The sequence below is a fragment of the Biformimicrobium ophioploci genome (assembly GCF_030270605.1).
Lineage (GTDB): Bacteria > Pseudomonadota > Gammaproteobacteria > Pseudomonadales > Cellvibrionaceae > Biformimicrobium > Biformimicrobium ophioploci.
This window is the reverse complement of record NZ_BSYJ01000002.1, coordinates 308366-321920: the sequence shown is the minus strand read 5'-3', so window position 1 is coordinate 321920 and position 13555 is coordinate 308366. Positions and strand designations below refer to the sequence as shown.

Here is a 13555-nt window from a genome sequence, read left to right as displayed (position 1 = left end):
TTAACCTTCCTCTTGTGTCAGTGCCTGCACGATCAACTCCATGCGCGCACTGCGGGAGCCCTTGACCAGCACCGTCGTGTGCTCGTCCAGCTGGGCTGATAATTCTCGAACCAGTGCCTGCCGATCCGGATAGTGACGCCCGTCTGCGCCAAAACTTTCCGAAGCGGCAGAAGCCAGCTCTCCAATGGTGTACAGCGCGTCGATACCGCTCTGACGCGCGAGGCGCCCCATATTGCGGTGTTGCTCGAGCGCGTCCTCACCCAGTTCCTTCATGTCGCCGAGCACCAGCACGCGCTTGCCGGCACGAGTGGCAAGCATCTTGATTGCCGCAGTAACGGAGCCGGGATTGGCGTTATAGCTGTCGTCGATCACGCGTGACGCACCGTGCCCCTCGCTCTCTGCCATACGTCCGGCAACACCGGTGAACTGCTCGATCCCGGCAACGATCTCTTCCGCCTCAAGTCCAACACCCCGGGCCAGGCCGGCGACCATCACCGCATTGGCCACATTGTGGCCACCCAGGACCTTCAGGTTGACCGGCAATGCCTTGTCACCGATGTGCAGGGTGAAGCTGGCAAAGCCCGCGTCATTCACACTGGCGTCAGTGGCAAAAATATCCGCTGCCTGTTCGACCGATACGCGGGTGGTGGCGATATCGCTGCGCATGGCGTTCAACCACTGCGGCGCAAAATCGTCGTCCACATTGACCACCGCCACACCATTTTGCTCGAGGCCGCTGTAGATCTGGCCCTTGGCATTGGCGATGCCCTGGATGGAGCCAAAACCTTCCACATGTGCCGGCTGCACATTGGTGATGCCGGTGACTTGCGGCCTGGCAAGGCTACACAGGTAGCCGATTTCACTCGGGCCACTGGCGCCCATCTCAATAATCGCCACTTCGTGCTCGTGACCGAGCCCAAACAGGGTCAGCGGCACACCGATATGATTGTTCAGGTTGCCACGCGTCACACAGACGTTGTGCTTCTGCTGCAACACAGCGGCCAGCATTTCCTTCACCGTGGTCTTGCCACAGGAACCGGTGATGCCGATAACCTTGCCGGAGAATTTTTCACGGCAGAGCATGGCCACCTGGCCCAGCGCGATTACCGTGTCATCTACCTGCCACTGAGGCACATTCACGTCCGGCAGGTGACGCGAGACAATCACGCCGCACACCTTGTCCGCCACGGAAGCGACAAAATCGTGCGCATCAAAATTCTCACCGCTCAACGCAACGAACAGGTCACCCTCGGCGACATTACGTGAGTCGGTACCGACACCTGTGAAACAGGCATCGCCGTTGTGTAACTCTCCACCAAAACGCTGCTGCAATTGCTGCAGGGAAAGCGCTTCGATCATGCTGTCCCTCCTGCGTCCTGCGCTTTACCAGTGGCCCGTAAAGCCAGCTGTTGCTCGGCATGCTCGCGATCACAGAAATGCGTGCGTTCCTTGCCGATGATCTGGTAATCCTCGTGTCCCTTGCCCGCGATCAACACGATATCGCCGGGGGCCGCTTCACTAACCGCCATGGCGATTGCTTTCGCGCGATCCGGCTCCACCCGGGCGCTGTCCGCCGCACCTTCGAGGACATCGCGGATAATCGCCTGCGGATCCTCGGTGCGCGGGTTGTCGCTGGTCACTACCGCGACATCCGCCATTTCCGATGCAATGCGCCCCATTGGCGCGCGCTTGCCGCTGTCGCGATCACCGCCGCAACCAAACACACACCACAAGCGGCCGCGGCAATAAGGGCGCACCGCCGCCAGTGCTGCACGCAGTGCGTCCGGCGTGTGGGCGTAATCCACCAGCACGGAGATATCATCATCTCCAGCATCGCTCTCCACTCGCTCCATGCGCCCCGGCACCGCGCGCAGGCTCGGGAACACCTCGAGGATTTTCTCGAACGGCATGCCGGCACATTTTGCGGCGGCCACCACCGCCAGCGCGTTGTGGATATTGAAGTCACCCATCAGCGCGGCATGCAGCTCACCCTCACCCCAGGGGGTAGTGAGCTTGACCACAAAGCCCTGCTCAAGGCGGCGCAGTTCCGTCGCGCGTACATCGCCGCCCTGCAGTCCGTAAGTGATTACCTTGAGGCCGCGCAATTTGACCCGCTCCGCCAGCTGGGCACCGAAGGGGTCGTCCACATTGATCACGCCAAAACGCATCTTCGGCAGGCCAAACAGTTTTTCCTTGGCCGATCCATAAGCGGCCATGGTGCCGTGGTAATCCAGGTGGTCGCGGCTCAGGTTGGTAAAAATTGCCGTATCAAATGTCAGCCCGTGCACCCGGCCCTGGTCGAGCGAGTGTGAGGAAACTTCCATGGCCGCGGCGCGCACGCCCTGCTCATGGAACGTCGCATATTCTTCCTGCAGGCGTACCGGGTCCGGGGTGGTCAACCCGGTTTCCACCAGGTCGATGTCGCCATCGCGCCAAACGCCGTTACCGATGGTCCCCATCAGGCCCGCGCTACCGAAGTGGGCCGCGAGTAGCTGTGTCGCGAGGTAGGCACAGGTCGACTTGCCATTGGTACCGGTCACGCCCACCAGGTAAATGGACTCTGTCGGCTTGCCGTAAAAACGCGCGGCAATTTCACCGATGCGCGCCGCAAGCCCCGGCACGCCACAAATGGTGACGCCTTCACGCTGTTCGCAACTGACCGCATCCGCCTCACACAGGATGGCGGCCGCGCCTTTGTCTATGGCCTGCGGAATATAATCGCGGCCGTCCACCACACTGCCGGGAATCGCCATAAACAGGCCACCCGGTACAACCTTGCGGCTGTCCAGTGCCACGCCAGTCACTTCCAGTTCGGGAATGCCTGCGTAGCCGGGCACCAGCTGCTTGAGCGAAATACTGCGCTGGCTCATATTGCTGTCTCCCGTTTCTGCACCTGCGCAGCAAGTTGCTTGGCGGGATCGCGGTCAGATTCCGGCGACTCGCCCAGCATGCGCATTGCAGATTCCATTACCTTGCCAAACACCGGTGCCGCCACATCGCCACCGTGATATTTTTCATTACCCGGGTCCTCCACCACGATTGCCGCCACCAGGCGCGGCTCATCCGCCGGAATAAAACCCGCAAAGACCGAGCGATGCCGGTCTTCCGAATAACCTTTTGATGTCACCTTGCGCGCCGTACCGGTCTTGCCGGCAACGGTGTAGCCCTCTACCCGGGCACGCTTACCGGTACCGGCATCGCCGGTCACGGTGGTCATCATGCGCACGACCTGCTTCGCGACCTTTTCTTCCACCACCTGCTCTTCGGTATGCACGGCGGCATCTCCCACAACCAGGTTGACCGACTTCTTCACGCCCTTGTTGGCAATCACGTTGTATGCCTGGGCAAGCTGCAGGGCGCTCACGGTAAGGCCGTAACCGAAGGCGAAGTTGGCGCGCTCCACCGGATGCCAGCGAGTGCGGCTCGGCAGCTTGCCGGCGGATTCGCCCGGGAAACCGGTGCCCACGGACTCACCCAGGCCTGCGCGGTAAAACAGGTCGCGTACCGCATCGGGCTCGAGCTCCATCGCCAGCTTGGTGGTACCCACCTGGCTGGATTTCATCAGGATGCCGGCCAGGTCCAGGCTGCCGTAGTTGACCGGGTCCTTGAACGTCTTGCCGCCGATATGGATCCAGCCAGGGCTCGTCTGAAACACCGAAGCGGGCGTAAAGCGCCCGCTTTCCAGTGCTGCCATCATGGTCAGTGCTTTCATCACTGACCCGGGTTCAATCTGATCTGTTATTGCCCGGTTTCTGGTGGTGCCCGGTTTTGCTGTCTTCCGGTCGTTGGGGTTGAACGATGGCTGGTTCACCATCGCCAGCACATCCCCTGTGTCCGCGTCGAGAATCACCATGGACCCGGACGATGCATTGTTTTCCGCTACTGCCGCCTTCAGCTCCCTATAGGCCAGGTATTGCAGGCGCAGATCGATCGTCAACTGCAGGTTGCCACCGGGCTGCGCTTCTTCCAGCAAAGCCAGATCCTGTACCACACGCCCCTTGAGATCCTTGACCACGCGCTTCTTGCCGGGGGTTCCGTTCAGCCACTCGTCAAAGGCCAGCTCCATACCTTCCTGGCCGCGATCGTCGATATCGGTAAAGCCGACGATGTGGGCCGCCACTTCACCGGCCGGGTAATAACGGCGATATTCGCTACGCTCGAACACGCCCGGAACATCCAGCGCCAGCACCTGTTGCGCCTCGGATGGATCCACACGGCGCTTCAGGTACATAAACTCTTTATTGCGGTAATTTTTCAGCTTCGCCCTGAGCGCCTTCTCGCTCATGCCGAGCGCACTCGCCAGCTGCGGCAAGCGGTCAGCCGCCTGGGCCAGCTGCTTGGGGTTGGCCCATACGGTGGAGACCGGGGTGCTTACCGCCAGCTGCTCGCCATTGCGATCCACGATACTGCCGCGGTAAGCGGCGATGCTTTCGGTACGGAGGGTGCGCGCGCGCCCCTCTTCCTGCAGGAACTCAAAGCCGCGATCCTCGGAGGGCACCACCTGCAATTTCGCCAGGTGCACGACCAACGCGCCACACATCACAACAAGGCATGCCGCCACCAGCGCAAAGCGCCAGCGGGGAATACCCGGCTGAATCTGCTTAACCTTGGTTGCGCCCATAGGTGCTCAGGTCCCCATACCCGTTTTTTGTGCGCTTTTATTCGCGCCTCTATTTACTTACCGCTCGCATCCACCAGAATCCTTTCGTCTTCGGTGGGCATCCTCATATCCAGTTCTTCCCGCGCTGCCTGTTCGATCCGGCTATAGGCCGAGAAGGCACCGCGCTCGATCAACAACCGCTCCCGCTCAAAGCGCAACTCATCCTGCGCCTTTTGCATCTGCACCAGCTGCGCTGTCAGTGAGCGCGACTGGTGTGTGCTGTGTACAACGCCAATGGCGGAAGCCAGCACACCAAACCACAGGGCCGCCAGCCACAGCGACTTTTTTACTGCGCCGCCCATCAGGCGGCACCCGGCAGCTTCTCTGCAACCCGCATAACGGCGCTGCGGGAACGCACATTGCCACCCACTTCCTCGGCACTGGCCTTGATCGCCTTGCCGATGGTGCGGATGGTCCTCGGTACCTGTGACTCCATCACCGGCAACCCTTTGGGCAACTGCGGGCCCTTTTCCTGCTCGCGGAAATAACGCTTCACCATGCGGTCTTCCAGCGAGTGGAAACTGATCACCACCAGGCGACCACCGGGCTTCAATTCTTCCAGCGCACTGGCCAGCGTCTTCTGCAGGTCTTCCAGCTCTCCATTGATATGGATGCGAATGGCCTGAAATGCCCGCGTGGCCGGGTGCTTGCCTTTTTCCCAGGCCGGGTTTGCCGCCTTGACCACTTCTGCCAAGTCGCCGGTACGGCTAAACGGCTTTTCCTCGCGGCGCTTGCAGATGGCGCCCGCCATGCGTCTTGCGAAGCGCTCTTCGCCAAATTCCTTAAATACCCGCGCAATCTCAGACTCTTCCGCGGTGTTGACCCACTCCGCCGCGCTCATACCGCGGGTGGTGTCCATGCGCATATCCAGCGGCCCGTCCTGAAGGAAGCTGAAACCGCGTTCCGCCTCATCCAGCTGAGGCGATGACACCCCCAGGTCCAGCAATATGCCGGTAACCTGCCCGGACATACCTCGCCCGGCCACCGCATCAGACAGCTCCGCAAAGGAACCGTGATACAGCGCGAGGCGCTCTTCACCGGCAAATTTTTCCTGCCCGTAGGCAATGGCCTGCGGATCCTTGTCGATTGCCAGCAGCTGCCCGCTGTCCGCGAGCTGCGCCAGGATCGCACCACTGTGGCCGCCGCGCCCGAAGGTACCGTCCACATAAAAGCCGGAGGCATCGGTCACCAGTGCATCGACCGCCTCATCCAGCAATACCGTCTTGTGGAGCTCCTGCGACATCTATTACCCCCAGGTCGGATTACAGGGAAAGGGACGCCATCTCGGGCGGAATCTCATCGTCGCCTTCGCTGTCGTCAATCCATTCCATCCAGCGCGGCTCGCTCCAGAGCTCCAGCTTCTTGCCCTGGCCCACCAACATCAGCTTCTTTTCCAGACCGGCGTACTCCCTAAGCGTAGGCGGAACCAGCACGCGGCCGTTGGCATCCATCTCCAGCTCACAGGCATAACCGATCAGCAGGCGCTGGGTCCGGCGTGCCACTTTATTAAAGCTTGGCAGAGCTTCGATATTTGGCAGGATTTCCTGCCACTGGGGCTCCGGGTACACCAGCAGGCAACGCTCCTCGGTGTGCGCGGTCATCACCAGACGCCCGCCACACGCAGCCATAAGCCCCTCGCGAATCCGCGCGGGTATGGCCAGACGCCCCTTGGCGTCCATATTGATGGCATGGCTTCCGAGATACATGGGTGACGATTTTTGCTGTAGATTTACCCAGTTATTTTTTGGAGAGAGGCGCCAGGGCGGGGTAATTACCCACTAACTTCCCACCTGCACCCACATTTCTCCACTTTTTTCCACTTAGGCCACTATATTCCCACCCCTTGCAAAGTCAAGGAATCACACCGTTATCTTGTTGATACAAAAGGGGAAATTGCCGCCAGCGCTACCGCCAACTGATGGTTGCTCGGCTACGAAATGAGCGCAAGCAAGCACTTACATTCTTTACGTGAGAAATTACTTTAAGTTTGGACGGTGAATAAAAGTTAGTTGGCACTAACAAATCCCCGGCGCCAATAAAGTGGAAATCCGACGCGCATCTCTTCAGCTCCCGGGCAGACCGGCTGGACGCCTGTTCTAGACTGATTACGGAAAGTCAGGTCAATCACGGACGGCAGGATCCGGCTGTGCCTGACAGGAGCGGAATCGAACAACGGAATCGAGCAAAAGGAACACTGGGGATGAAGGGAGCGCAGAGCATGACACGCTGGCTGCGAGAGCCACTGCTGCATTTTGCCATCCTCGGCGGCCTGCTGTTCAGCATCGGCCATGAATGGGGAAGCGAAGAGCGGGCCATCCGGGTCACGGAAGAGCGCCTGGTCCAGTTTCTGCAATACCAGACGCGGGCCCCGGATCTTCAGACTGCACGTCGACACCTGCAAAGCATGAACACCGCTGAACGCGATCACCTCATCGACCTGTACATCCGGGAGGAGGCGCTTTACCGCCAGGCGATGGACATGCAGCTCGCGCAGGAAGACCCGGTGATCAAAAAACGGCTAGTGCAGAAACTGGAGTTTATGGCCCAGGACTCCACCCGCCCGCCGGCGCAACCACCGAAAGAGGCCTTGCAGGCCTTCTTTTCCAGGCATCGTGACCTGTATCGCCAGCCGGAGCAGTTTTCCCTCACTCACGTTTTTATCCAAAGTGATGCAGGTGCAATGGCGCGGGCGGAGAAAGTCCTCAAAAAACTGAACGCGGGCAAATTATCCACCGCGGACGCCGTGCAGCTGGGGGACCCGTTTCCACACCAGCACAACTACGCACGGCAAAAGCGCGAAATGCTGGATGCCCACTTCGGCCAGCAGTTTGCCCAGAACCTGCTGAACACCACGGATGCAGACCGGGAAAGGTGGCAGGGACCAATCGTCTCCCCCAGAGGACTGCACCTGGTGTTGTTCCTCGACTACGAACCGGAACGTCCGGCAAAACTGCAGGAAGTGCGCGCCACGGTGCTGCGTGATTTTATGCGGGAACAGAAAGACCAGCGCTTTCAGGAAGAGATACAACGCATGGTTGAGCAGTACGCCGTCGAACTGGAGCTCTAGCTGAGGAAAGCGAACGAATTATTGGCGGGGCCGCCCTAACCGCCACAACCACTTTTCCAGTTCCACAGCAAGCACCAATGGCAGGCAGGCCAGCAAGATTGCGATCCAGTGCTGCAGATGCAGCGCCTCAAGCCCGAACAGTTGCTGTGACACCGGCAGGTAGGTAAAGCCAAGCTGGAACAGCGCCACGATCGCAATTGCCAGGAATGCAGGCAACGCACCGCGAAAGAAATCCCGCCTGAATATGGAGGCGGTCAGGTGGCGGCAGCTCAACAGGTACACCGCCTCCACCATGACCAGCGCATTGACCGCAACACTGCGGGCCAGCTCCAGGCTTTCTCCCTGCGCGCGGAAATAGCTGAACAGGCCGAATACAATCAGCGCCGAGCAGATGCCAACCAGCAAAATCCTCGACACCAGGTTTGCCGTTATCAAGCCCTGCGACGAGGCCCGTGGCGGTCGCAACATCAAGCCTGCTTCTGGTGGCTCCAGTGCCAGCGCCAGTGCCAGGGTCACCGCAGTGATCATATTGACCCACAGGATCTGGGCCGGCGTAATCGGCAGCACCTGGCCCACAACAATCGCAATCAGGATTACCGCCGCCTCGGCGAGACTGGTGGGCAACACAAACAGGATCGACTTGACGATATTGTCGTAAACGGTGCGACCTTCCTGCACCGCACGCACGATGGTGGCGAAATTGTCATCGGTGAGGATGATATCCGCCGCCTCACGCGCAGCATCGGTGCCCTTCTTGCCCATCGCCACACCAATATCTGCCGTACGCAGTGCGGGCGCATCATTCACCCCATCGCCGGTCATGGCCACCACATGGCCCTGCGCCTGCAGGGCGTTGACCAGCTGCAGTTTATTGGCGGGACTGGTGCGCGCAAAGATATCCACCCGCGAAGCAACCTGGGCCAACTCCCCTTCTGCCAGCGCGTCCAGCTCGCGGCCAGTCTGCGCTTCATGAGTAACAAGCCCAAGCTCATCGCCGATGGCGCTCGCGGTATCCGGGCTATCCCCGGTAATCATCTTGACCCGGATACCAGCTTCGTGACACGCGCGGATACTGGCGACGGCCTCCGCGCGTGGCGGGTCACTGATGCCAACCAGCGCAAGGATGGTAAGCCCCTCGGCGACATCGGCATGGGAAATGCCAGCCGCGCTGCTGGCAATCTTCTTCTGCGCCAGCGCCATTACCCGCATGCCCCGCTCGGCCAGGGAATGCAGATGGCGCCGCCAGTACTGCAGGTCAAGCGGCTCCTCGCCCGCCACCCCCAACTGGAAAACGCAGGATTGCAGCAACTGGTCCGGCGCGCCCTTGATCATGGCAATACCGGAACCGTCAGTCTCCCGGTGCAGGGTAGCCATATAGCGTTTTTCAGTTTCGAAAGGGAGCTCGTCGATACGGGCCCAGTTGCCGCCGACACTGCCCGGCCGGATGCCGTATTTGTAGGCCATTACCAGCAGCGCACCCTCGGTGGGATCGCCGTGCATCACCCAGTCGGCATCGGATTCCGTCAGGCTCGCGTCGTTACAAAGCATCGCCGCAAGGCAGGCCCGGGTTACCAGTGTGTCACGGGACGTTTCAACCAGCGCACCGCTGGAACGGTCACGGAAGTTACCTTGTGGCCGGTAACCCTCCCCGGAAATATCCAGGCTACCTGACCCCACCACCAGCTCCCGAGCCGTCATGGTATTGGTGGTGAGCGTGCCGGTCTTGTCGGAACAGATCACGTCCACCGAGCCCAGCACCTCCACCCCAGGCAGGCGACGCACCAGTGCATTGCTCCTCGCCATGCGCTGGACACCGATTGCAAGGGCAATGGTGACGATTGCGGGTAGGCCCTCGGGCACCGACGCCACCGCGATGCCAATCGCAGCCTGGAACATCTCATCGAACGCGTAATCGCGGAAATACACCCCGAACAGCATCGCCGCCACGGACAAAATCAGGATGCCCACGCTCAGCTGCTGCGCGAAGCGCTTGAGCTGTTTTTGCAGCGGCGTTTCCGGAATGCTGGCCCGGCGCACGAGTTCACTGATACCGCCTACCTGGGTCGCGAGCCCTGTATCGCAGACCACACCGCGGGCCGCGCCATAGGTCACCATGGTACCCATGTAGGCCATGCTGGTACGCTCCGCGAGCGGGGCATCTGTCGCCACCGGCTCTACCTGTTTCTCAACCGGCTGTGACTCCCCTGTCAGGGCAGACTCATCACAGCGCAGGTCCTTGCACCAGGAAATACGGATATCCGCAGGCACCCTGTCGCCTGCCTGCAACATCACATAGTCGCCGGGTACCAGCTCGGAACTGTCGACGGAGGTGGCGACCCCGTCGCGCACCACCAGACTCTCGGTGCGGATCATGGAAAGGATCGATTGCAGCGCCGCCTCGGCCTTGCCCTCCTGGATAAAACCGACGATGCCATTGATGATGACCACCGCGATGATGACGCCGCCATCTACCACATGGCCCAGCGCGAAACTCACCAGCGCACTGGCAATCAGGATATAAATCAGGGCATTGTCGACCTGGTGCAGCAGGCGCTGCCAGGCAGGGGTGAAAGCGACACCGGGCAATGTATTTTTGCCATAGCGCTGCGCACGCCGCAGCACGTCTCGCTCCGCCAGCCCCCCATCACCGGTTTCCAGCAGATGGAAAACATCCGAAACCGGCAAGGCGTGGGAGTCTTCCAGACCAGCTTTATGGGAAAGGGCTTGGGCTTTCACTGCGGGATGATAGTCGGTTCCTTGACCATTCAATTATGTGCCAGCCCCCACGAAGGATCAATTTGCCCGATAGCGAGCCACAACGACTACGGCGCCTCTGTCACCGCGATTATTGAATCCAGTTTCGCAAGCAATTTCTCTGCATATTTAACCTGGGATTCCGAATGGGACCAGTTGACCACCTTCCTCAGGAAATACTTTGCTTCATCGAGAGCCCGGGCTTTTATCATGTACTCACCTGCAAGCATATTTGTGGCGATGCTAGCGGGGTTCGATTGAATTAATCGGACAATTTCAGCGATAGCTTCCTCCTCTCGCCCAAGGGACCACAGCGCCTCAACCAGCATACGAGCCTCTCCATGAAGCTGCCCCTGCTCCCTTGCCTGCATCAGGTAGTTAACTGCGTCAATCAGGTTTTGCTCACTACTGGCACCCGGCTTTTCAGCCAGGTCGAACAATGCGTGCCCGAGAAAATTACTGGCTGCGCCGCTGAGCTCCGAACTGGCCTCCAAAGCTTCAATCAATACGACTTCCGAGCCCGGCACCTCATTTCCGTGCCCCTCTATGATCGCCAAAACAGCCCTGCCCTCTGTATCCAGGGTCGCCTCATCATCTCGCAAAAGCTCTTCTGCATATTTCCAGTCGTTTTTGGCAAGCGCCAGACGTACCATAGCATTCAGAGCTTCAGCTTTATCGAGCCTGGCTGCTTGTATTTGTACAGCAACTTTCGGAGCCTTCATGCTACCCAGTTTTAAATTCCGCTTGCGAGCATAATGACTAAGCTCGGATTGGAGGTCCGCCTCATCCGCACCAATACTCGCCATAAATACTTCGGCTCCTTTTTCGCCCTCGGTATAGCGCTTCAGATAATCCCGAAGCCCATCATTGTAATCCGGCATATTGTTCATATAACCGAGAATCAGGCGGTGCACGAGCAGCCAGGATGATGCATAAAATCGCGCAGTAAACTGGGAACCGCGTGATTGGTAGCCATGTTCCAATAGCTCGGAAAGCTTTACCTTTGGCCTGTGCTGCAACCATGACTTTCGGATATCTGGCACTGCACCAACAATGGCATCGCCGCCTTTGAACTCCATGGTTGAATAGAACTCGGCAATTCCCTCGTCATACCAACGCGGATATTTGAAACTACCCAGCCTGCGCGTAAGAAAGTGGATATACTCATGAAACAGAACCTCATCCCCGTAACCTGGCCCAACAACCATCACCGGAGAGCCCAATCTATCGAGGAAAAAACCTGCTGTATCGAAATCTTCCGTATACTTTCGAAATTCGCGCCTATTCTTGAACCAGTATATTTCGAACGGAACCCTTCCGGCCGCCTCAGGAATTGACAGCAATTTATTCAGTGTCGCCTTGAAGCGCTCTAGCCGCTCAATCTTTTTCTTTACGCTTTTATCCGCATAATCCGAATAGACTATAAAATTGCTGGACTCATATTTTGTCCACGATGCGTTGGCATACGCCGGCAAGAAAACCAATAGAAAGGTAAATAGAACAAGCCTCCGGCTACACATTTGATGCCACTCCATAGCTATTCAGTATCATTTCAGGGAAATTTAAGCGCCAACGTAACAGATACTAAAAATCTCCGCCATACACGTTTATTACACAACATTACATTAAATAGAAAACGCCCCCTTCTTTACATAAGAATCATGAAAAATCCAACTAAAAACAACGCGTTAACGTACCGTCTCGACCCACCAATAACTCAGGCGATACGCTCTACTAATAGAGCCTAAAAAATAAATCGTTTTATCCCGCCTGCCGGGCTGTAATATATTCACTCAGATAAAAATTTCGCCCGGGAACTGAAAATATGCCCTCCCTCAACGTAAGCAGCTACATACTTTTACTTACCCTAAGCATGTCCCCCATAGCGCCCGGCGGAGACAATGCAAACCATATTGCTTTTCTGGATCACGCCTACACGATTTTGGGCAGGGAAACAATCAAGGAACTAGACCAATCAAAGTTCCTGCGGGAATTAGCATTCTATGAGCACATCTCACACCAAGAAAAGGGCGGGGTGCGCATGTCGAAACCATTGGAAACACTTCAATCACAGTGGGCCCAGGGCGAAGAGCCGTATGGACTCCGGGGGACTTAAACACGAGAAAGAGAGAAAAGTAGGCAGAGACGACCGAGTTACTTCTCAGCAACCATATAAAAACCTGATGAAAAATCGAGCAAAAACTTAGGGCACATCATGTATAAAAACGCGAATCTCTTTTTCTTTATTTCCTTTCTAATAGTAATCGCTGGTTTCATACCAAGCTATTTCTTAAAGCTAACATCGAACGGCCTCGCCCATCATATTCACAGCCTTTCGGCGATTCTTTGGTATGTATTACTCATTGCTCAATCGACCTTGATCCGGCAGAAGAAAAAGGAATTGCACCGCGCTCTTGGCAAAGCATCCTTTGTGTTAGCGCCGGTAGTTATTGCCAGCGCTGTCCACATAATGTACGTAAGCCAGGCCGATTTAAAACTTAGTGAGTTTTGGGCTCTTACGTTTTTCATGATTGACCACGGAATGCTCTTAGCGTTCACATTTTCTTGCGCATTAGCAATATGGTTTAGAAAACGAGTGCCGCTCCATGCCCGCTACATGGCAGTCACTGCCATCGTAGTTTTACCATCTCCACTTTCGCGTCTTTTCGACGCTGATGTTTTCGGTGATTTAAGCGGTATGATACGTATAAACCTTATCTATATTACTGTTGAATTAATATTTATTGCCATCCTCATAAAAGATAAAGGAATCGAGCTTAAGAAAAGCCCGTTTTTCTTTTTCTTCCTTGCCTTTTTGGCAACTCATGCTCTCGTAAACTTTGCCGGAAACTCAGCGACCTGGGCAAACTACTCAAGCCTGTATGTATCAATCTATTCAGTCATATTGAGCCAAAATAGCATCACATGGCTGGCGGGCATCGTATTGACTTTCGCTTTGGTCTACGCATTCAAACTTAGGGGGCGAACCCACCCCCCAAAAAGCACCGTCTAATAACATTAGTGAATTTTATGAAGCCCAGCACGCTCTCGGGAAAACCTACGTACTAGCTACA

10 protein-coding genes are annotated in these 13555 nt (G+C 57.3%); 2 read left to right on the top strand and 8 right to left on the bottom strand.

Annotation, left to right across the window (positions count from 1 at the left end):
* Genes QSJ80_RS04870 through mraZ form a run of 6 tightly spaced genes read right to left on the bottom strand, consistent with a single transcriptional unit; the run spans position 1 to position 6366 of the window.
* Positions 1-1359, bottom strand: coding sequence for a UDP-N-acetylmuramoyl-tripeptide--D-alanyl-D-alanine ligase (locus QSJ80_RS04870; protein WP_285763199.1), 1359 nt, complete (start codon positions 1357-1359; stop codon positions 1-3).
* A complete protein-coding gene (locus tag QSJ80_RS04865; protein WP_285763198.1) occupies positions 1356-2870 on the bottom strand; it encodes a UDP-N-acetylmuramoyl-L-alanyl-D-glutamate--2,6-diaminopimelate ligase in 1515 nt (504 codons plus the stop codon). The genes QSJ80_RS04870 and QSJ80_RS04865 overlap by 4 nt, the downstream gene beginning before the upstream one ends.
* Positions 2867-4621: a peptidoglycan D,D-transpeptidase FtsI family protein gene (locus QSJ80_RS04860; protein WP_285763197.1), complete on the bottom strand. Its 1755-nt coding sequence runs from the start codon at positions 4619-4621 to the stop codon at positions 2867-2869. Before QSJ80_RS04860 ends, QSJ80_RS04865 begins: the two co-directional genes overlap by 4 nt.
* Before the next feature lie 53 nt (positions 4622-4674).
* Positions 4675-4962, bottom strand: a complete 288-nt coding sequence (gene ftsL / locus QSJ80_RS04855; protein ID WP_285763196.1) for a cell division protein FtsL — start codon at positions 4960-4962, stop codon at positions 4675-4677.
* Positions 4962-5903: a 16S rRNA (cytosine(1402)-N(4))-methyltransferase RsmH gene (rsmH, locus tag QSJ80_RS04850; RefSeq protein ID WP_285763195.1), complete on the bottom strand. Its 942-nt coding sequence runs from the start codon at positions 5901-5903 to the stop codon at positions 4962-4964. The genes ftsL and rsmH overlap by 1 nt, the downstream gene beginning before the upstream one ends.
* Positions 5904-5922: 19 nt before the next feature.
* The gene (mraZ, locus tag QSJ80_RS04845) at positions 5923-6366 is read right to left on the bottom strand and encodes a division/cell wall cluster transcriptional repressor MraZ (RefSeq protein ID WP_285763194.1); all 444 of its coding nucleotides are present in this window, start codon (positions 6364-6366) and stop codon (positions 5923-5925) included.
* A gap of 494 nt (positions 6367-6860) precedes the next feature.
* Here mraZ and QSJ80_RS04840 point away from each other — a divergent pair, with 494 nt between their 5' ends.
* Positions 6861-7727, top strand: coding sequence for a peptidylprolyl isomerase (locus QSJ80_RS04840; protein WP_285763193.1), 867 nt, complete (start codon positions 6861-6863; stop codon positions 7725-7727).
* A gap of 18 nt (positions 7728-7745) precedes the next feature.
* On the opposite strand, the gene QSJ80_RS04835 is transcribed toward QSJ80_RS04840, so the two are convergent.
* Both QSJ80_RS04835 and QSJ80_RS04830 read right to left on the bottom strand, forming a co-directional pair.
* Positions 7746-10463 (bottom strand): cation-translocating P-type ATPase, encoded by a 2718-nt coding sequence (locus QSJ80_RS04835; protein WP_285763192.1) that lies wholly within the window; start codon positions 10461-10463, stop codon positions 7746-7748.
* A gap of 86 nt (positions 10464-10549) precedes the next feature.
* Entirely contained in the window at positions 10550-12016 is a 1467-nt protein-coding gene (locus QSJ80_RS04830) for a hypothetical protein (protein ID WP_285763191.1), read from the bottom strand.
* A 680-nt stretch (positions 12017-12696) separates the two neighbouring features.
* On the opposite strand from QSJ80_RS04830, the gene QSJ80_RS04825 reads away from it, so the two are divergent.
* On the top strand, positions 12697-13494 hold the full coding sequence (locus QSJ80_RS04825) for a hypothetical protein (protein WP_285763190.1): 798 nt from the start codon (positions 12697-12699) through the stop codon (positions 13492-13494).
* Positions 13495-13555 lie beyond the last annotated feature (61 nt).